Raw genomic sequence first — 18,645 nt, 5'->3', positions numbered from 1 at the left:
ATCGAATGATCAGGAGGGCAGAGAGATGCCTGGCAAAAAGAAAGTCGCACTCGTCACCGGAGCAAACCGTGGAATTGGATTCGAAACCGCTCGTCAGCTTGGACAGAAGGATGTCACCGTCATTCTCGCGGCAAGAACCTATGAGGCCGCGCAGCAGGCGGCGCAGAAGCTGATCGCCGAAGGGATCGCCGTATACCCGCTCGCGCTGGACATCACCCGGGACGCGGACCGCAAGGCCGCCGCGCGGGAAGTGGAAGCACGCTTCGGCGTGCTGGATATTCTGGTGAACAACGCAGGCATCGGCGGAGAAGGCGGCATCCTGAATCCGCGCACCATCGAAACCTCCGAGGAAGAGCTCCAGACGGTATTCGGCACCAACCTTTTCTCCGTCATCGCGCTCACGCGGGAATTCCTGCCGCTGCTCAGGAAGAGCGACGCCGGCCGCATCGTGAACCTCTCGAGCATTCTTGGCTCGCTCACCCTGCAGGCCAGCCCGGCCAGCCCCATCGCGCCGATGAAGGCATTTGCCTATAACGCCTCGAAGACAGCCCTGAACCAGTTCACCGTTCATCTGGCGGCGGAGTTGAAGGACACCAGCGTCAAGGTGAACTCCGCGCACCCCGGATGGGTCAGGACCGAACTCGGCACCCAGCACGCGCAGCTGGATGTCGCCGACGGCGCGAAGACGAGCGTGGATCTGGCGCTGGCCGGGGCCGACAGCCCGAACGGCAAATTCATCCACGCCGGCCAGGAACTCCCCTGGTAAGAGCGCACGCCGCCTCACCGCCGGGAGAAGAGCCATCTTCTCCCGGCGGTCACAGAAGCCGGATCGAAGAAGCATTCCAGGCGCGCATGGGAAACTAGAGTCTGTCATGAGCAAAGGAAGCGAAACCCGCAGGAGGATCATCGAGAGAGCCGCGCCCCTTTTCAATCGAAAGGGCTACGAAGGCTGCTCCATGCAGGACATCGTGGCCGCCGTTGGGCTGGAAAAAGGCAGCCTCTACGGCCACTTCCCGAACAAGGAAGCGCTCGCGATCGCCGCCTTCGACCACGCCTGGCAGCAGACCTGCGCCGCGCGCATCGCTGGCGTCGACGAACTCCCCGGCGCACTCGAAAAGCTCAGGCTCCACGTCCACAACGCCGTGATCCGCCCATCGTTTCCCGGCGGCTGCCCGCTGGGGAACACCATCATCGACAGCGACGACGGCAATCCCGGCCTGAAGAAGGAAGCGCGCGAAGCCCTGAAAGGATGGCGCCTCTTCGTCGAAAACATCGTCAGGAACGGGCAGGCCAGCCATGAGATACGTTCGGACGCAGACCCGCAGGAGGTAGCCTCCGTGCTCATCTCGCAGCTCGAGGGCGCCATGCTGCTCGACCGCTTCGACAAGAAGGCCGGCTACCTGAAGAACGCGGAGAAGCACATCGGAATGTACCTCGACACGCTCGCCGTGCAGCCGGCCTGATCTCGCTCCCGCTTTTATTGAGCGCCCTCGATAAAGGCGAGCAGATCCTGGTTCACCAGGTCGGCATGCGTGATCGCGAGCCCGTGCGAGAGGCCCTGATGCACCTTCAGCGTCGGCTTCGGAAGCAGCTTCTCGCTGATCAGGCTTGAGTCGGCCAACGGCACAATCTGGTCGTCGCTGCCGTGAAGCAGAAGCGTCGGAACATTGATCTTCTTCAGGTCCTCGGTGAAGTCCGTCTCCGAGAACTGCGCGATGCAATCGTACTGGCCCTTGATGCCGCCGAGCAGCCCCTGCAGCCAGAAGTGCTCGCGCACACCTTCCGAGATCTTCGCGCCCTCGCGGTTGTAGCCGAAGAACGGCAGCGAGAGGTCTTTGTAGTACTGGGAGCGGTCGTTGCGCACGCCCTCGCGGATTCCATCGAAGACCGCGAGCGGAAGCCCGCCCGGATTCTTTTCAGAGACCAGCATGACCGGCGGAACGGCCCCGATGAGAACCACCTTGGCCAGCCGCGACGTGCCGTGACGGCCGACATAGCGCGCGACCTCGCCGCCCCCGGTGGAGTGCCCGATCAGCACGATGTCCTTCAGGTCGAGCGATTCGATCAGCGCCGCCAGGTCGTCGGCAAAGGCGTCCATCGTGTTGTTCACCGCAACCTGGGTGGAGCGTCCATGGCTTCTGCGATCGTGCGCAATCACCCGGTACCCGCGGTCTGCGAAGAAGAGCAGCTGCGCATCCCACGCATCCGCGGTGAGAGGCCAGCCATGGCTGAATACGATCGGCTGCCCCGAGCCCCAGTCCTTGTAAAACAGATCCACACCGTCTGAAACGCGAATTGCAGGCATCAGAGTCCTCGCCAGTTGAGATAGGGCCGACCGCTTCATTCCTGCTGTCGTCCCTGTCGATCCTTTCTCTTCCGGCGCGATTCTGCTTTGCCCGCCTCCGCGCTTTTTGGCTCCCCTGCCGCGACTTGAGCCTTTCCTTCCAGCGCGACCGCGATGCCCTCGCGAACGGTCCAGGGTCTGTCTGTTTTTCCAAAAAACCACCGTTTCGAGAAAAGATTTTTCCCGCGTCCGGCTGTAGGTTGAGGCGATGCATGCCGGTCTTCTCTCAGGAGTGTGGCCACCGGCCCGGCAGCGTACGCATGGCATGGGGGCCCATTGAGCAATCTGTTGAACCTGGTGGTGGAAGCGCACGGCGGACTCGCTCAATGGAATCAGTTCACAGACCTGGTGACCGACGTCTTTGCCGATGGCGAGCTTTGTAGACAGCGGAACTGGTCCGGCATCGTGCCACGCTCGCGCCTGCTGCTCTCGCTTCGCACCCAGCGCACCGTCGTGCTGCTTCCCGCAGGCCAGGGACACATCCTCATCCGGCCCGATCTCATCTCGCACACCGACGAACATGGAGCCTATCTCGAATCGCTGGCCCATCCACGCGAGACCATGCTGCGCGAAAACTCGCCCATGGACTGGGACCTGCTCCGCACCGCCTATTTCATCGGCTCTGCCATCCGCCATTCTGTCACCGCGCCATTCCTCTACACCCTGCCGGGCTTCATCAGCGAGGAGGTGGAACCGTGGGAAGAAGACGGCGAGACCTGGCGCGTGCTGCGCATCCTGTTCCCCGCGGACTTCGGCGCGCCCGCAAGCCTGCACTTCGCCTACTACGGACCCGATGGCCGGCTAAGGCGCACACGCAACGGCATTGAGATGATCGGAGGCTTGAATCTCGCCGAGTACGTCACATCCTACGAGCAGATCGACGGCATCTGGATGCCGACCTCGAATGAGGTCTTTGCCTGCGATCCCGAAGGACGAAAGCTCGATCGCCCACCCCTCGGGCGCATCGCATACGTCGGGTCGTTTCTCACGAACTGACGCACGTGAATCCACCCATGGCCCCCTCGAATGAGGGAGATGAGTTCTGCCCCATTGGGGCTTTCGCAGCGGCAGCGGTTCCGTAGACAATCGGCTTATCCCAGGCATTTCATTCCTACAGCCGAGTCAGCGGGGACCGTCCTATGAATCGCACAGGCGCCGCTTATGGCGGGCAGCTCCATCGTCCTCTCACGGAACATCCACGCGCGGAGGCCTTTCTTCTTTCGCGCAACCTCGAACGGCGCGAGCTCTTCATCCTGCCGGCATCGAACGCGGACATCCCGGCAGAGCGCGCGAATAGGGTGTCGCTGCAGCTGTTCGCGGACACCGCACCCGCCGCAGAGCTCTCCGCCGTCTGCCTGCATCTCCACGCGCACTTCGTCGAGCTGCCCAATGCCGTCCCCGCTCACCCCGTGCGGAGAGTGGTCACCGATGAGACCGCGGCACAGCTTGCCGTGGGCCTGCTCGAAGAGGTCACAACGCCGCTCAGCGAGGAGATCGTTCGCTGCACCGTGGCCATGCTGTGTGAGCGGCTCTCCTGCCTGCTCTCCCACCGAATCTCCGAGGAGAAGAAGGGCGCTACCCTGCGCTTTCAGGATTGGCAGCTCTCGGCGCTCTCGCAGGTCTTCCACCAGCCATCGAATACCGATATCACCGTTGCATCCGTCGCCGCCCGCTGTGGCCTTTCCACCTGCCACTTCTCACGCTTCTTCAAGGCGACCTACGGCATGCCTCTTCACAAGTACCTGGTGCGCGAACGCGTGAAGAGAGCGCAGACACGCCTTGTCGGCACAGAGGAACCCATCTCGCAGATTGCACTGGAATGCGGCTTTGCCGATCAGTCCTGCTTCACGCGGAGATTCACGACCATCGCGGGTCTCCCTCCCGCCACATGGAGAAAGCAGGCGAGGCGCGAGCGCTCCATCCGCCTGAACAGCGCTGTCTTTGCCGGACAGACACCCTACGCGTTGAGCCATGCCACGGCGTAAAGCAAACTCCGGGCAGACATCCTTCGCCCTTGCCTCACCGCTGCAGGGGCACGACTCATCAGCGCTCGCGAACGCACAGAATCGCGACGCGGCGCACCGCAGTCCGGCGATGACCGTGCGCCGGCTGCAGGCAGGCGAGAGGTTCACGATCCCCGCAGGCTGCGCCTCCGTGCTGGTCCAGACGGCCGCGTCCACATCCGCTGCCGCTTGGATCACGACGGCGAAGAACGGCGAAGCGAAGCCGCTCAGCCACGCCGGAGAAGTTCTCTCTGCCAACGAGCACGCGCTCGTCGAAGCGGCCTCCCCCGCGGAAGGCGGCGTGTTGCTCTACATCCTGCCCCGAGCCTCGTTCCGCAGCTTCGCCTCTCATCATGCGCCTCCTCGCCTGCCTGCATCGATCGACGCATTCGAGATCCCTGACCCTGTCGTCGATGCCTATCTGCACCTGCTCTCGCGATCCATCTATCCCCTGCTCGTGGATCAGGCCGACTGGAGCCAGGGCTTCGCCGGCTATTTCGCTCTCTCCCTCTACTTCCATCTCCTCAACCGCTATGGCATCGAGGGCCGCGCGCCGCAGCGCTCCGTGGGAGGACTTTCTCCGCGCAACCGCAGCCTCGTGGAACGGGCTCTCCACACCGCGCAGGGCGTGAAGATCTCCATCGAGACGCTCTCCGCGGAGTGCAGTCTCTCAAGCCGCCAGTTTGCGCGCGCCTTTCAACAGAGTTTCGGCATGCCCTTCTACAAGTTCCAGCTCGACCTGCGCATCCAGCGTGCAAAGCAGCTGCTGATGGAGAGCGAAACCCCGCTCGGCGCGATCGCGCTCCATCTCGGCTATGCCGACCAGGCCACTTTCACCGAGAGCTTTGCGAAGATCACCGGCATTCCGCCCGGGCGCTTCCGGCGCAGACACCAGCCCGCGCAGGCAGCCATGGCACTTTCCATGAAGGATGAGCAGAAACGCAAAGATCGCCTCCAGGCCCAGGCGATACGGTAGGCCCAGAGCTCTATCAGGAGGACATCGAGATGAACAAACTCACCACAGCGTTTGGTGCGCCGGTAGTCGACAATCAGAATATTCAGACCGCAGGCCCACGTGGACCGGCGCTCCTGCAGGACATCTGGTTTCTGGAAAAGATGGCCCACTTCGACCGCGAAGTCATCCCCGAACGCCGCATGCACGCCAAGGGAGCCGGAGCATTTGGCACTTTCACGGTTACACATGACATTACGCAGTACACGCGCGCCAGGATCTTCTCCGAAATCGGCAAGCAGACGCCAATGGTCGTGCGCTTCTCGACCGTGGCCGGCGAGCGCGGCGCGGCCGATGCCGAGCGCGATATCCGCGGCTTCGCACTGAAGTTCTACACCGAGGAAGGCAACTGGGATCTGGTCGGAAACAACACGCCGGTCTTCTTTCTGCGCGACCCGCTGAAGTTCCCCGACCTCAACCACGCCATCAAGCGCGACCCGCGTACCGGCCTGCGCTCGGCCGACAACAACTGGGATTTCTGGAGCCTGCTTCCCGAAGCGCTGCACCAGGTCACCATCGTGATGAGCGACCGAGGCATTCCGAAATCCTTCCGCCACATGCATGGCTTCGGCAGCCACACCTTCAGCTTCATCAACGCGCAGAATGAGCGCTTCTGGGTCAAGTTCACCTTCAAGACACAGCAGGGCATCGAAAACTTAACCGATCAGGAAGCCACCGAGCTCATCGGCCATGATCGTGAGAGCCACCAGCGCGACCTCTTCGAGAGCATCGAGAAGGGCGACTTCCCGAAGTGGACGCTCTACGTCCAGATCATGCCGGAGAAGGATGCGGACACCTACCACATTCACCCCTTCGATCTCACCAAGGTGTGGCCGCACGCGGACTATCCGCTCATCGAAGTCGGCGTGATGGAGCTGAACCGCAATCCTGAAAATTTCTTCGCCGACATCGAGCAGGCTGCCTTTTCTCCTGCCAATGTGGTGCCGGGCATCGGCTTCTCGCCCGACAAGATGCTGCAGGGCCGCCTCTTCTCCTACGGAGACACGCAGCGGTACCGGCTCGGCGTGAACTACAGCCAGATCCCGGTGAATGCTCCCAAGTGCCCCTTCCACAGCTATCATCGCGACGGCAAGACGCGCGTCGACGGCAACTCCGGCGGGGCTCCCAGCTATGAGCCGAACAGCAAGGGCGAATGGATCGAGCAGCCTGCCTTCCGCGAGCCTCCGCTTGCGATCGGCGGCAACGGCGACCACTGGAACTTCCGCGAGGATGACGACGATTACTACTCCCAGCCTCGCGCCCTGTTCCTGATGCTGAGCGCCGGCGAGCGGGAACGCCTCTTTGCCAACACCGCCCGCGCCTTCTACGGCGCAAGGCGCGAGGTGCAGGAGCGCCACATCGAAAACTGCACCAGGGCGCATCCGGAGTACGGCGCAGGCGTGCGCCAGGCGATGGAGTCGCTCGAAGGAGCAGCCTCACCGACGACCGAGCACGTATAGCGTTCCGCCGCAGCGCCGGGAAGCAGCACAAAGGGGATTGAGAACAGCCGGAAGCCTCCGGCGCTCTCAATCCCCTTCTTCGTGGTCCCGATTCTTTTTCAAGACTGGAAACAGCCAGGGGCGCGCCGATATCCGACCGGCGCGCCCTCGCTGCAACGGGCTCGCCCGTTATGCGCGCCAGGCGGAGTTGCGGATCACGGAGCAGAAGTTGCCCGGCTTGAAGCTGGGATCCTTGTCCGCGAGAACGTCCGCCTTCACGTTGCCGAAGGTCGTCTCCGGCTTGAAGTGGATGCCGTCGTAGAAGGCCTGCAGAATGTCTTCCTTGAAGCGCGCCGATCTCGGGAAGCGCTCCACCACGGCCTCGCGCTCCTCATCCGGATACTCGGCATAGGTCAGGCCCAGCACGTCCATCTCGACGCCGGCGGTCACCAGCGCGATTACCGGATGCATGTGCTGCGGCACTCCCGGCGTGGTGTGCAGCGCAATGGCAGTCCACACCTGCGTGATGTCCAGCGAATCGACGCCATGCTGCTTGAGGAAGTCCCTCGCCGCATTCGCGCCGTCGACCTCGAAGCGCTCCGTCTGGCTGCTGAACTTCGGCATCAGGCCGAGGTCGTGAAACATGGCGCCGGCGTAGAGCAGCTCGCGATCGAAGTGAAGGCCGCGCTTGATTCCGGCCAGCGCCGCGAAGTAGTACACGCGGCTGGAGTGATTGAAGAGCAGCTCCGTCTCATTATCCCGGACGAACTCCGTGATGCCCTTGACCAGCTTGCTGTCCGGAACTTCCACCGATTGCAGTATCGAACTTTGCGTGACCATTGTCTGAATCTCCCCTCTGAATCTCAGGCTACGCAGGGATTCCGGGCAGCGCCACGACAGGAATCCAGCAATTTCGGACATCCTGTTCCGGCAACGCGTTCCAACTCGCGCAGCACCCATCCGTGCGCCCCGAAGCGCGCCTTGTGCAGAATGTACCGGCACGCCGCGGCCTATCGCTTGGCGGAAACCGTCGCTCTTCGTGAAAAGGGACATGCGCTTGCGAAGCTCTGCGCGGCGGGAACAAAAAGAGAAGAGACAGCTTACCGGGACTTCGCGCGAGCCTTCTTCGCGCCTGCCTGCTTCGCCGTCGCAATGCGCTTCACCACTGCAGTGCGCTTCGCGGGCAATGGCCGCTCTGCCAGGCCGGTGAGCTCCTTGCGCAGCACGGTGAGAATCTCTCGCGAGAGCGCCTTGTCGTTGACGGCGCGCGACAGGGAAAGCGCGCCGATCCCGGCGCTGAGCATCAGGATCGCACGCGCATGGCGCGCGCCTGCATCGCCGCCCTTCAGGTGGTCGGCATAGTAGCCGAGCGTCCGCTTGACGCGCTGCGTGTACACGGCTCGAACGCCGTCGCTGGCCTGCGCCATCTCCCCGGCGAACGCGGTAATCGGGCATCCCGTCGCGGGCGCGTCCCGATGGCGATCCGACATGAACTCCGCCATGTACGCCGACAGGCTCTCGACGGTTTCCTCGAGCGTGTCCAGGTCCTTGAAGGATTCGGCAAGCGCCTCCATCACGAGATCGTCGCGCGAATCGAAGTGCTTATAGAAATTGCCGACGCTCGTGCCCGCGTCTTTCATCACATCGGCAACGCCGATTCCCTGCAGCCCGCGCTCACGAAACCGCTTTGCCGCGACAGAAAGAATTTTGGAGTGCGTGACTGCCTTTTCTGCTCTCGATCGCCTCATGTTTCCTTTCCGCAGCCTGCCTGCGGCTCTCAGCCATAGCGTATCGCTTGCCGCCGATCCTTTTCCAGCGGACCAAAATCTGCAGGGAAACCAAAATCTGCAAGGATCAGGCAAGATCGCCATCCCGCAACCTCCGAGACTGGTTGCAGCAGAGTCCCGCTATCGCGGCGAGCCCAGGTCCGGAAGCCCGCTACCGGAAGAAGAACGGAGTACGCATGACGAACCTGCTGACGGCCTCGCTCACAGCCGACTTCTGGCAGACCGGGTTTGCCATGATCCGCTATCTCCCGCGCTCTTTCCGCGTGTGGCAGGTGGACGGCATGGACTTCTTCACCGAGAGCAGGCTGGCGGAATATCGCTCCCGCATCGCCGCGCTCACCCCGCAATCCAGGGGGCACTGGGGAACCATGACCGTGGACCAGGGCCTGCATCATCTCAACCTGGCGTGCGGGCACGCGCACGGCTTCTACACGCTTCCCGACGAGAGCTATCTCACCTCGCGCACCGTCTTTCGCTGGATTCTCGTGGACTGGTTTCCGGAGCAGCCACAGGGGCTGCGGCTGCCTACGGGCTTTAAGATCCCGCACGACCAGCACTTCGACTTCTTCGACGAGCAGGCGAAGCTCATCCTGATCCTCGAGACAGCCTGGAAGAAGAGATCGGCGAAAGACTGGGGACCACACTGCACCTTCGGCAGGATGTCGCTGCGCGAGTGGGGAAAGCTACTCCAGATTCACATCGACTACCATCTTCGGCAGTTCGGCGTATAGCGGCAGAGGAACGCCGCTACCTCTCGCTATCGGCATTGAGCGGAAACTCGAAGTCGAGCACAGGATTCACCGCGCTCCAGGGCGCGCTGTTGTGCGTCTCGCCATCGAACAGCCGGAAGGTGAACCGCAGCTGCTTCTGCTGGAAGAACGGACCGAGCTCCTTTGCCATGTCGCGCGCGTTGCCCACCATGCGGCCGTGCTCCATCTCCGCTGCGAGCTTCGTCTGGTCGATCTTCCATTTCCGCATACCGGGTGAAATCTGCTCTTCAAGCGATCCCACGCCCAGGAACAGGCTCAGCCTGCGGCCGCTGGATGTGACACTCTGCTCGAACTGCGGGATCTCGGAGAAGACGGCCCGCTCATTCCGCCACAGCGCCGGGCTCAGCGCGACATAGCCGTGAAAGGCTTCGGGATGCACAAACATAGTGTGTGTTACAAATAGCCCTCCCAGCGACCAGCCCAGGAGTACCGCGCGATTCGGATCGAGCGGCACAATCCGGCCTACCGCGGGCCGTATCTCTTCTTCGATCGCGCGGAAGAAGTCGTTGTATCCGCCGAAGCGGGGATTGTCACCGAGATCGACCACGATGGACTTCTCGCGCGGCGACATATCGGAATACGTGAAGTCGTAGGTGCGGTCGCCGCCATCCGGAGTGTCGGTGCTGCGGATGCCGACAATCACCGCCGGCTCGACTTCGCCCGCATTCGACTTGTTGTGCATCGCATCGGCAAAGGTGGCGAACAATACATTCCCGTCGAGCAGATAGAGCGCCGGATATCCACCGGGCGGCGGCGTACCCCGCGGAATGAAGATATCGACGCCATAGCGCTCGTGATTGAACGCAGATACGTATGTGTAAGTGCGGCTCGACGGCACCGTCGCCTGTGCGGGCGGGGTGGTCTCCGTGTCCGCATGCTGTGCCGGATCGGCCGTGGCGCAGAGGGGAAAGCTGCAGGCCAGAAGAGTGGCCAGAATGCGTACCGATTTCATATTGCCTCGCAGGAAAACAGAAAGAACGTGCCGATTCCGATCCTCTGAAGACATGGATGAACCCAGCTTCACGCCGGAAATACGCGGATGGACGCAACTCTGAGTATCAGGGAGCGTCTCGGACGCTTCTTTGCGAAAGGATGTCCTTTTTGCCGCGCATGCCACGAGCTCGCGAATGAGAATCCAGTCTCTCTCGCAGACGCCTTTCCTAACGGCCGCACGCCTTGATCGACCACCTTTACCTATCTAAAGACTCATGGCCCGAAGTAACCCTACGATGATATCCACAGCATTTTCCACTTATCAACCCGGATATGAATCTTATCCCCACCACCTACGGCTATTGCGCTCCGAGAAGCCGTACACGCTAGAGAACCGGGTGCACCTCCGTCGCAAAGAGACGCATATTCACGGCACGTACATATTTCCCGATTTCTTTTCTCGCGCGGACAAAGACAGGCCGCGCCTACACATACACAGAAACACACTTGCTCCCTATCTATATCCATCCTCGAGATAGCCCGCGATAATGCAAGAAATAACTTGCAAGATATAAACAAGTGTTGTTACCCTGCATGCGCTTCACTGAACTACTGCAAAGTCATGGGCGATCGTGCTGACCCATGGCGGCAGCATGATTTATCTGCCTTCGCTTTCCCAGAACGATATCCCTACTGTGAAAGGTCCGTATGCCGGCGCGCGTCGCCCGGCATTGCGCAGGAAAGCTGCGCCAGAAACTTACTCATACTCCGGCATGCATGACATAACGAATCACTTCGACCTGAACGCTGCGGATAAATTCCCAGCGCACCATTACCAGGGCGAAAAGGTCATGCTCGCCGCGACATGAGCAGGTAAGGGCAAGGCTGTCTGCTCATAACTTGAGTATCTTGGCACCACTGGAAGTTACAGCGGCGCATAACCAGGGCTGCGCTTAAAAACAGAAAAACACTCCGCGGCACACCCGACACTGGAGGCTTCTCGCAACAGTCGGCTGCGAGATTGCTTCTTGCAGCCAACCCCCAACTGAGCGCTCTCACGTATGTGGATTCACCGAGGGAAACAGCTCCAAACCGCTTGAGAGGAAGATATCGCCATGAGCAAGACCATCAACATCCTGATCACCATCGACACGGACAGCGTAAAAGCGCAGTATCCCAGCCCCAGCAAGAACCCCGACAGCCCGACCGGCATGGCCCACGACAAGGGATTCATGGTCGCCACCGGAACCATTGTGAACTCCGGGCAGGGGACAGGGGATCTCAGCATTTCGGCTCTGGTCGGCGACACCGTGCGCGCTTTCGCGACTTCCGGATCTGACAACTTCGAGGACTCGGTTCTGCTCTATGGACTGCCGAAGTTCAAGGGCGACCAGGTCTTCAGCGACTTCCTCTACCAGAACTTTACAAAGTCGACAGTGCTGCCGAACTCCACGTCGCAGCCATTGCCGGCCAAGATCGCCGACGAGGTGTTCTGGTTCTACCAGGCCAGTGTCATTTCGAAGGGCACCGAGGGCTATGAGGTGCGGTTCGGCCTCTATACACGCGATCCATTGACGGGACAGCCCGTACTCTACGGCTACTTCTCCTGGGATCCGGAAATCAAAGTGCAGGGCTAACACTCCCCGAAAGGAAACAGGTCCATACTGCTTCCTGTGGTGGGCGGCTGCTCAGTCAGCCGTCCGCCGCAGGATCCCCTCTGCGATTGCGACGAGAGCGCAAAAGGAGCGGCCATGAACGAAAAGAGAGAACGTCCGGATTCGCAGAACAAGCCCGGGCAACGCGCCGTATGGCTGCTGGTCGTGGTCGACACGGACAGTGTCCGGGCGCAGCATCCCATCCCCAGCCAGGATCCGCAAAACCCGACGGCCATCCGCTACAACGATGCATTCCTGCTCGCCAACAGAACCGCAAGCGCTGCGGCGCAGCAGGCCGAAGAACCGGGCATCTCCCCCACTGTCAACGGCACCGTGCATGCATTTGCCAAGTCGGGCTCCCACAATTTCGAAGACGCGGTCCTGATCTATGGCATGTCTCCCATCCGGAGGAAAGGAGAGCAGTTATCGGACGCGTTCCACTGCCAGAAGCATACAAAGCTCGCCGTGGTGCCGGACTCGCCTACCGAGCCGCTGCCCATCAAGCTCGTGGAAGAGGTCTTCGCCTGCGAGGTCGGCGCACTTACGGTGCAGGCGGAAGGATACAACGTTCGCTTCGCTCTCTATACCCGCGACGAAGAGACAGGGCAGCCTGTCTTGAATGGCTATTTCGACTGGAACTCGCAGGAGAGTAGCTAGCTCCGGCAGGTACGCCCGCGGCAGCGAATAATTTCTTCAGGAAGAGCCGTCATCGAAGGACGTTCTTCCAAACGGCGCAGCTTTCGGCAAAGATTCCTGCACGTCTCCCCGTATACCTTGATGCTTTACCGGTCGCAATCTCTTCCGGCGCCCATCATTCCCGCGCGCGCCGGAGCCCGGATGTATGCCATCGATCACGCACGGCCAAGGAGACAGCCATGTACTCTCGGGGAAGCTACGCGGCACTGCAACACATGAGCGTCGACACCTTAGTGAAAAGCGCGCAAGCCGGAGATGGAGACGCATTCGGAGAGCTGATGATGCGGCACTCCGGCCTGATACGCCGGACCGCATACTCCGTCCTCAGGAACGCGGAGGATGCCGAGGACATCGTGCAGGAAGTTGCGTTGAAGGGCCTTCGGAACATCCACGCCTTCGAGGGCAAGGCGGCATTTTCGACATGGCTCACGCGAATCGCCTTCAATGCCAGCCTTGCCCGTCTTCGCTACGCCCGCTGCAGGCCATCGTCGTCGCTCGATGCCTTGTCGGAGTCGGAGGCGAGCGCCTTTCTCGCCCTCTCCGATGCATCGCCGAATCCGGAGGAGCAATGCCTGGCGATGGATGGCAGGCGAAGGCTGGAGCTCGCAATCGCGAGGCTTCCCATACGGCTCCAGGACGTGGTGTTCGACCATCTCTATGAAGACATGTCGATGGCCGAGGTCGCGCGCAAGCGGGCACTCAGCCTGGCCGCGGCGAAATCGCGCTCCTGCCGCGCGAGAAAGCGGCTGGTCATGATGCTCTCACCACAACCAGCCATGATTCCATCGCAATCGCTCGAGGCTTAGGCTCTATCCACCGGGCATGAGGAAAGCAAAGCAAACGGCTTACCCGCCAGCCCGTCATTCCGACCGCAGCGGAGCGGAGTGGAGGAACCTGCAGTTTTGCCTGCACGCGCAGAATCGCAGGTTTCTCCACTTCGCAGGACGATAAAACTGTCCTGCTTCGGTAGAAATGACATTTTTGCGGGGCGATATGTGGATCCTTCCGAAAGCTGTTACGAACTCCGCGGCACGCTCTAGGAACGAGGCCGTCCCAGCTGCGGCCACTGCGCGGTGATCCATGCGAGGAACATGCCGGGCCACGCATCTTCTTCGGGGACTCCGATGGACAGGCCCGAGCCATGCTCGCCGTGCTGGAAGAGATGAACCTCCGCGGGCACGCGCGCACGCCGCAGGGCGTCGGCAAACAGCACCGAGTTCTGCGGGCTGATCCTGCGATCGTCCATGCTCTCGAACAGAAACACGGGCGGCAGCGCCGGCGTCACGTTCTCTTCTCCCGAGAGACGATGCTGCAGGTCCATCAGCTCGCGCCCTTCGAAACCGAAGAGCAGATGCTTGTACGAGCCGGAGGGCGGCACCGCGGCGGGGTTCATCGAGATAACGGGATAGCCCAGCCCGAGCAGGTTCACATCCGCAGGCGCCCGGTCGATCTCATCGGTGACACTCGCGCCAAACGATTCCCGCGGATGAAGCGCGAGCGTGCTGGCGAGGTGTCCGCCGGCGGAAAAGCCGAAGACCGCGATGTGATTCGGATCGATGCCGAACTGCGCGGCCTGCGCGCGCAGCAGACGGATGGCCCGCTGCCCATCCCACATGGGGATGGGATACCGATAGAGGCCATTCTCCTGCACGAGACGGTAACGCAGCACCGCGGTGGTGATGTGCAGCGTCGAGGCGAAGTACTCGGCGACCGGCGCCTGCTCTTTATGGTCGGTGAGATTGTCATAGCCACCGCCGGGGATGATCAGCATCACCGGGCGCGGTTCGCGCGAAGGAGCACCGGCGCGGAAGATCTGGAGATAGGGCACGTCGCGGCAGGGATCGTCACCGACCGCGCCCGGAGCGCGTGTTCTCCACAGAGGCACCTCGGTGGGATCGGCCGGATTGAAGCACGGGTTCTCTTCCACGCGCGGTGTGTGCTCGTGAGAGTGCCTCTGCGCATGGACGAGGGGTTGAACTGCGAGAAGCAGAAATGCAAGCAGGGGCGCACAGCGGCGAATCATAGAAATACACTCTCCATCCAGTCGCGGCACATCTTTTCCGCGGACTTATCCTTGGACACGACCACGCGGGAGAAGTTTCCCTTGTCTCAGAAGGATAGTCGGGAGTGTGCGCAGGTGAGAATTATGTTGCCGCGCTCAGCGTACGCTTCCTGCGCAGCAGATAGAGAGCGAAGCCGACCGCGAGCCACAGGCAGCCCAGCAGCTTCGCCGCGCCGCTGAGGTTGATCCAGATGATCACGCAGGCAATGAGCCCACAGAGCGAGGCGACGCTGGCCATCCGCTCCTTCTGCTTCGAGCGCAGGTAGAAGAACGCTGCCGCGTCGACGCCGATAAAGGCGATGAAGGCCCCGAAGTTCAGAAGCTCCGCACCTTTTTCATAGGTCAGCACAAAGGCACCCAGCAGTGTGATGGCTCCAAGCAGCAGGACATTCCTGCTCGGCACGCCGGACTTCGCGCTCACCGCGCCGAAGAAGCGGCGAGGCAGCGCATCTTCGCTGCCCATGCCGTAGAGCAGGCGCGCCGCGCCGAACTGCGCCGCGATGCCCGAACCGAGGTTCGCAATCAGCAGCGTTGCGTTCAACAGATTGAAGAGCCACTTGCCGCCGATACGCATTGCGACCTGCACGTAGGCTGTATCGACGAGGCTGCCGGGAAATGGCGCACGATATGGCCATGCCAGCTGCGCAACGTAGACCTCGACGGCGGAGAGCAGGCCGATGACCAGGCAGGTGAAGACGGTGGCAAGCAGAATATTCCGCTGCGGGTTCTCGACCTCCTCCGACATGGTGGAGATGCCGTCGAAGCCGATGTAGGTGAGCACCGCAATCGATGTGCCGTGAAAGATGCGCGCGGCAGAGAAGGTGGAGGGATCATAGAACGGCACCAGCCACTGCCCGCCGATGGGCCGCGCGACCAGAGCGATGTAGCGCACCGCGTAGGCGAGGAAGATCGCCACCACGATGCTCATGCCGATGGCCAGCAGCGCATTCACGCGGCCCGAGGTCTGCACCCCGCGCAGGTTCAGCGCCGTAAAAACAAGCGCGAAGGAGATGGCCCACGCCGCATACGGCACATGGGGCAGAAAGTTCTGCGCCGCGGAGCTGCACCAGATCACACAGATGATCGGATTGAGGATGTAGTCCATCAGCATGGCCCACCCCACCAGGTAGCCCGCGAGCGGATGGATGCCCTTGCCGACATACGTATACGCCGAGCCCGCGCTGGGATAGATGCGCGCCATGCGGCCATAGCTCACCGCCGTGAAGAGCATCGCGACCATCGAGATGAGGATGGTGGTGACGACATGGCCGCGCGCAGCATTGCTGACCACGCCGTAGATACCCATCGGCGCGGTCGGCTGAATGATGACGATCCCATAGAGGATGAGGTGATGCAGCTTCAGCTGCCGCCTCAGCGACGGGGTTCCGGTTTGCGGGTTCGCTACCGTCATTTCAGTTCGCAGGCGTGTAGCGCTGGAAGGACTTCGGATCGAAGGTGGTGCGCATGTGGCCGGAGACGCGCACCTTAAAGTGCTCCTCCGCCGTGGCGCCATTGAGGCCCGTCGCCGTGAGATGGACGGCATACTCGCCCGGCTCCGTGTAGGCATGCTGCACATGTGCAGCTTCCAGCGTCACGCCATCGCCGAAGTCCCAGCGCCAGGAGAGCACCGGCTCGTCCTCACTGCCTTTGGCAGAGAACGCAATCGAATCGCCGGTCCTGGCTTCGCCGGGATGCTCGACTGCAATTTTCAACTGCGGCGCGGGTGCCTGTGTATCCACGATGCGGATCACTGCAACCGAATGAGGAGCCAGATGCAGAGCCAGGCTTTCCCCCTGCAGCGCCGGCTGCCTCTTCGCATCGAGCACGTCCGTGAGCGTGTATGCGCGGCCTGCAGGCAGCCCCGCCGTGGCGAGATCGACGGTGCGATCCTGCGCCGCATCCGACCAGTTGAAGACCGTGAGAATGCTCTGCCGGCTGTCTTCTTTGAGATAGAAGACGCCGGGCCGTCCCTGCTCAGCCGGGAAGGTCATGAGGTCGAGCGGAATCGACGCCTTGCCGATCTTTACCATGTTCATTAGGTCGGGATTCTCGATGAGCGCCAGCCGCTCGGGGTCATTGCTCAGCGACGGCAGGTTGTCACCGATCTCGAACATCCCTCCGGAGACGGCGGCCAGCGAGATCGCGACCCTGGCAACATCCAGCGATGCGGGATCAGAGCTCTCATGCCACACCTGGTCGGGGATGGTCTGCTCCGACACGGCAAAGGCGTCGGGATCGGCGACGAAGAAATTGCGATTCATGTAGTAGCGCGCCGCAATGCCGGTCACCGCTTCCTTGCTCGCATCGAAAGAGTGGCCGGTGTCCTGCGAGATGCGGCCATAGTCGACCAGCCCCACGGGGTTCAGCATGGGGCTGCCGTCCTTATCGAGATACACATCTTCACCGACCGCATCGCGGATCACCTTCAGGCCGATGCGCTGCGCCTCGAGCGCGGTGGTGCCGGGCTTGTAGTGGTAGCCCTCGATCGTGCTGTCGTCCATGAAGTCGAGCTTGATGTAGCGAACGCCCCAGACCTTCGTCAGCGTGGAGTAGGTCTTTCGCAGGTACGCCTGCGCCTCGGGGTTCGTCGTGTCGAGCATGTAGAGCTGGTCCTGGTTCTTGTCCGTGTCCACAAAGCCCGCGTGAATCGGCTTGCCTGCTGCGTTCTTCACCAGCCACTCGGGATGATTCTGATAGACCCACGCACGCTCCGAGACCTCGAAGGGCGCAGTCCAGATGCCGGGCGTGAGTCCGAGGCTCTGCACGTTGCGATATACGGGGATCAGCCCATCGGGGAAAAGCGTGGCGTTCGGCGTGCTGTATTCGCCGCGCGCGTACTGGTAGCCCTCATCGATATGAAATACGTTGTAGCCGAGCGATTTGAGATGTTGCGCCTCCCACTGCGCATTCGTCGCGGCCGCGCCATCGTTGAGGCCGAAGTAGTACGCGGTCCAGCTCCACCAGCCCATCAAGGGCGGCGCCGATACTCGCGCATGATGCAGCGTGCGGATCAGCGAGCCGTACGTGGTCAGCTGGCGATGGTAGTCCGTGGACACGCTGAAGAGCACGCGCTCCGACGAGAGCTCCGCACCCGGCTCGACCGGAAGGCTCAGCGTCACGCGATCCTCGCTGGGCGAGTGTTCAAGCGCATTCTCGAGCTGCAGCTCTGTCGTTCCGGTGGAGTCTACCTCGTACGAAGCGAGGCGTTCGTCCTTGCCGGAGGAAGCGGCGAGCTTCAGACGAAGCACGGTGAGAAAACGATCCGAGCTCAGCGCGCCGAGGAAGAGACTCTGGTGGCTGCTCTGGTTGTAGATCAGCTGGCTGCCGACGGCGCGATGCATCCCGGCCTTCGCGTCGGCAAGGTCGTGGATCGTCATGCCCGGCCTGTCCTCGCTCCAGCTGTCGGAGAGCACGCGATCGTCCGCTGCCGCGCCGCCGAGATCGACAACCGCTCCCGCCGACGCATCGACTGAACGCAGGCCTTCGACATGAATCGCAGCCTTCGTCGTGTTGCGCACCGAGACCTGGATCTCGCCGAAGGGCTGTCCTGCGTAGGCGCGCAGATGATAGACCAGCTCCGGCGCATCAGTCTTTCCGGAATACACCACGGTCCACTCGGCGGCCTTCCCCAGCTCCCCCTGCGTCTCCGCATGCGAGACGGCACAGTGCGGGTAGTCGGCGGCGCGCAGCCACTGGCCATTCACCTCCACACCCACGCCTGCCGTCAGCGCGTAGGACGCAGAGTCGGCCGCGCCGATCGCATAGACACCGGTTGCGGGATCCACCTTCACACGAAGTGCCTGCTCCGAAGTAGGCGAAGCGGCAGCGAACGCAACGGCGCCGGAAAGAGCAATGGCGCTGGCGGTGACCCGGCGAAGCGGAAAGCGGCGAAGCGCGAAGGGAAAGCAAGTCCTGCAAGCGAGAAAGTTCTTCATGATCACCCG

18 protein-coding genes are annotated in these 18,645 nt (G+C 61.9%); 11 read left to right on the top strand and 7 right to left on the bottom strand.

Annotated features, from left to right (window positions below):
* Positions 1-25: 25 nt before the first annotated feature.
* A complete protein-coding gene (locus tag QM649_RS07670; RefSeq protein ID WP_415198439.1) occupies positions 26-766 on the top strand; it encodes an SDR family oxidoreductase in 741 nt (246 codons plus the stop codon).
* A gap of 106 nt (positions 767-872) precedes the next feature.
* Positions 873-1,463: a TetR/AcrR family transcriptional regulator gene (locus QM649_RS07665; protein WP_415198438.1), complete on the top strand. Its 591-nt coding sequence runs from the start codon at positions 873-875 to the stop codon at positions 1,461-1,463.
* A gap of 14 nt (positions 1,464-1,477) precedes the next feature.
* Here QM649_RS07665 and QM649_RS07660 read toward each other — a convergent pair whose 3' ends face one another.
* Positions 1,478-2,305: an alpha/beta fold hydrolase gene (locus tag QM649_RS07660; protein WP_415198437.1), complete on the bottom strand. Its 828-nt coding sequence runs from the start codon at positions 2,303-2,305 to the stop codon at positions 1,478-1,480.
* Positions 2,306-2,620: 315 nt separating this feature from the next.
* On the opposite strand from QM649_RS07660, the gene QM649_RS07655 reads away from it, so the two are divergent.
* The 4 genes from QM649_RS07655 to QM649_RS07640 all read left to right on the top strand — a co-directional run bounded on the left by QM649_RS07655 (position 2,621) and on the right by QM649_RS07640 (position 6,819).
* Complete coding sequence (locus tag QM649_RS07655; RefSeq protein WP_415198436.1) at positions 2,621-3,340, top strand: hypothetical protein; 720 nt, start codon at positions 2,621-2,623, stop codon at positions 3,338-3,340.
* A 143-nt stretch (positions 3,341-3,483) separates the two neighbouring features.
* Positions 3,484-4,329, top strand: a complete 846-nt coding sequence (locus QM649_RS07650) for a helix-turn-helix domain-containing protein (protein ID WP_415198435.1) — start codon at positions 3,484-3,486, stop codon at positions 4,327-4,329.
* Positions 4,316-5,323 (top strand): helix-turn-helix domain-containing protein, encoded by a 1,008-nt coding sequence (locus QM649_RS07645; protein ID WP_415198434.1) that lies wholly within the window; start codon positions 4,316-4,318, stop codon positions 5,321-5,323. Before QM649_RS07650 ends, QM649_RS07645 begins: the two co-directional genes overlap by 14 nt.
* Positions 5,324-5,352: 29 nt before the next feature.
* Positions 5,353-6,819 carry a catalase gene (locus QM649_RS07640; protein WP_415198433.1) on the top strand — a complete coding sequence of 489 codons (1,467 nt, stop codon included), beginning with the start codon at positions 5,353-5,355 and terminating at the stop codon, positions 6,817-6,819.
* A gap of 168 nt (positions 6,820-6,987) precedes the next feature.
* Here QM649_RS07640 and QM649_RS07635 read toward each other — a convergent pair whose 3' ends face one another.
* Both QM649_RS07635 and QM649_RS07630 read right to left on the bottom strand, forming a co-directional pair.
* A complete protein-coding gene (locus QM649_RS07635; RefSeq protein WP_415198432.1) occupies positions 6,988-7,638 on the bottom strand; it encodes an HD domain-containing protein in 651 nt (216 codons plus the stop codon).
* A 260-nt stretch (positions 7,639-7,898) separates the two neighbouring features.
* Complete coding sequence (locus QM649_RS07630) at positions 7,899-8,546, bottom strand: TetR/AcrR family transcriptional regulator (RefSeq protein ID WP_415198431.1); 648 nt, start codon at positions 8,544-8,546, stop codon at positions 7,899-7,901.
* Positions 8,547-8,761: 215 nt separating this feature from the next.
* Here QM649_RS07630 and QM649_RS07625 point away from each other — a divergent pair, with 215 nt between their 5' ends.
* Positions 8,762-9,316, top strand: coding sequence for a DUF1569 domain-containing protein (locus QM649_RS07625; protein WP_415198430.1), 555 nt, complete (start codon positions 8,762-8,764; stop codon positions 9,314-9,316).
* Between the two features lie 16 nt (positions 9,317-9,332).
* On the opposite strand, the gene QM649_RS07620 is transcribed toward QM649_RS07625, so the two are convergent.
* Positions 9,333-10,307, bottom strand: coding sequence for an alpha/beta hydrolase (locus tag QM649_RS07620; protein WP_415198429.1), 975 nt, complete (start codon positions 10,305-10,307; stop codon positions 9,333-9,335).
* 634 nt (positions 10,308-10,941) lie between these two features.
* On the opposite strand from QM649_RS07620, the gene QM649_RS07615 reads away from it, so the two are divergent.
* The 4 genes from QM649_RS07615 (at position 10,942) to QM649_RS07600 (ending at position 13,445) form a co-directional block, all read left to right on the top strand.
* A complete protein-coding gene (locus tag QM649_RS07615; protein WP_415198428.1) occupies positions 10,942-11,157 on the top strand; it encodes a hypothetical protein in 216 nt (71 codons plus the stop codon).
* A 246-nt stretch (positions 11,158-11,403) separates the two neighbouring features.
* A complete protein-coding gene (locus QM649_RS07610; RefSeq protein WP_415198427.1) occupies positions 11,404-11,925 on the top strand; it encodes an inclusion body family protein in 522 nt (173 codons plus the stop codon).
* 114 nt (positions 11,926-12,039) lie between these two features.
* Positions 12,040-12,600, top strand: coding sequence for an AidA/PixA family protein (locus QM649_RS07605; protein WP_415198426.1), 561 nt, complete (start codon positions 12,040-12,042; stop codon positions 12,598-12,600).
* Between the two features lie 218 nt (positions 12,601-12,818).
* On the top strand, positions 12,819-13,445 hold the full coding sequence (locus QM649_RS07600) for an RNA polymerase sigma factor (RefSeq protein WP_415198425.1): 627 nt from the start codon (positions 12,819-12,821) through the stop codon (positions 13,443-13,445).
* 230 nt (positions 13,446-13,675) lie between these two features.
* On the opposite strand, the gene QM649_RS07595 is transcribed toward QM649_RS07600, so the two are convergent.
* The 3 genes from QM649_RS07595 to QM649_RS07585 form a co-directional block, all read right to left on the bottom strand.
* Complete coding sequence (locus QM649_RS07595; protein WP_415198424.1) at positions 13,676-14,662, bottom strand: alpha/beta hydrolase; 987 nt, start codon at positions 14,660-14,662, stop codon at positions 13,676-13,678.
* 121 nt (positions 14,663-14,783) lie between these two features.
* Entirely contained in the window at positions 14,784-16,112 is a 1,329-nt protein-coding gene (locus tag QM649_RS07590) for an APC family permease (RefSeq protein ID WP_415198423.1), read from the bottom strand.
* A gap of 1 nt (position 16,113) precedes the next feature.
* Positions 16,114-18,636: a PKD domain-containing protein gene (locus QM649_RS07585; protein ID WP_415198422.1), complete on the bottom strand. Its 2,523-nt coding sequence runs from the start codon at positions 18,634-18,636 to the stop codon at positions 16,114-16,116.
* Positions 18,637-18,645 lie beyond the last annotated feature (9 nt).

It is taken from the genome of Silvibacterium sp., assembly GCF_047605705.1.
Classification (GTDB): domain Bacteria; phylum Acidobacteriota; class Terriglobia; order Terriglobales; family Acidobacteriaceae; genus Silvibacterium.
The sequence above is the reverse complement of the archived record's forward strand: the minus strand, read 5'-3'. Positions and strand labels throughout refer to the sequence as shown.

Coding starts and splice junctions, on each gene's coding strand:
- QM649_RS07670 (WP_415198439.1), top strand. CDS start 26: ATGCCTGGCAAAAAGAAAGTCGCACTCGTCACCGGAGCAAACCGTGGA.
- QM649_RS07665 (WP_415198438.1), top strand. CDS start 873: ATGAGCAAAGGAAGCGAAACCCGCAGGAGGATCATCGAGAGAGCCGCG.
- QM649_RS07660 (WP_415198437.1), bottom strand. CDS start 2,305: ATGCCTGCAATTCGCGTTTCAGACGGTGTGGATCTGTTTTACAAGGAC.
- QM649_RS07650 (WP_415198435.1), top strand. CDS start 3,484: ATGAATCGCACAGGCGCCGCTTATGGCGGGCAGCTCCATCGTCCTCTC.
- QM649_RS07645 (WP_415198434.1), top strand. CDS start 4,316: ATGCCACGGCGTAAAGCAAACTCCGGGCAGACATCCTTCGCCCTTGCC.
- QM649_RS07640 (WP_415198433.1), top strand. CDS start 5,353: ATGAACAAACTCACCACAGCGTTTGGTGCGCCGGTAGTCGACAATCAG.
- QM649_RS07635 (WP_415198432.1), bottom strand. CDS start 7,638: ATGGTCACGCAAAGTTCGATACTGCAATCGGTGGAAGTTCCGGACAGC.
- QM649_RS07630 (WP_415198431.1), bottom strand. CDS start 8,546: ATGAGGCGATCGAGAGCAGAAAAGGCAGTCACGCACTCCAAAATTCTT.
- QM649_RS07625 (WP_415198430.1), top strand. CDS start 8,762: ATGACGAACCTGCTGACGGCCTCGCTCACAGCCGACTTCTGGCAGACC.
- QM649_RS07620 (WP_415198429.1), bottom strand. CDS start 10,307: ATGAAATCGGTACGCATTCTGGCCACTCTTCTGGCCTGCAGCTTTCCC.
- QM649_RS07615 (WP_415198428.1), top strand. CDS start 10,942: ATGATTTATCTGCCTTCGCTTTCCCAGAACGATATCCCTACTGTGAAA.
- QM649_RS07610 (WP_415198427.1), top strand. CDS start 11,404: ATGAGCAAGACCATCAACATCCTGATCACCATCGACACGGACAGCGTA.
- QM649_RS07605 (WP_415198426.1), top strand. CDS start 12,040: ATGAACGAAAAGAGAGAACGTCCGGATTCGCAGAACAAGCCCGGGCAA.
- QM649_RS07600 (WP_415198425.1), top strand. CDS start 12,819: ATGTACTCTCGGGGAAGCTACGCGGCACTGCAACACATGAGCGTCGAC.
- QM649_RS07595 (WP_415198424.1), bottom strand. CDS start 14,662: ATGATTCGCCGCTGTGCGCCCCTGCTTGCATTTCTGCTTCTCGCAGTT.
- QM649_RS07590 (WP_415198423.1), bottom strand. CDS start 16,112: ATGACGGTAGCGAACCCGCAAACCGGAACCCCGTCGCTGAGGCGGCAG.
- QM649_RS07585 (WP_415198422.1), bottom strand. CDS start 18,636: ATGAAGAACTTTCTCGCTTGCAGGACTTGCTTTCCCTTCGCGCTTCGC.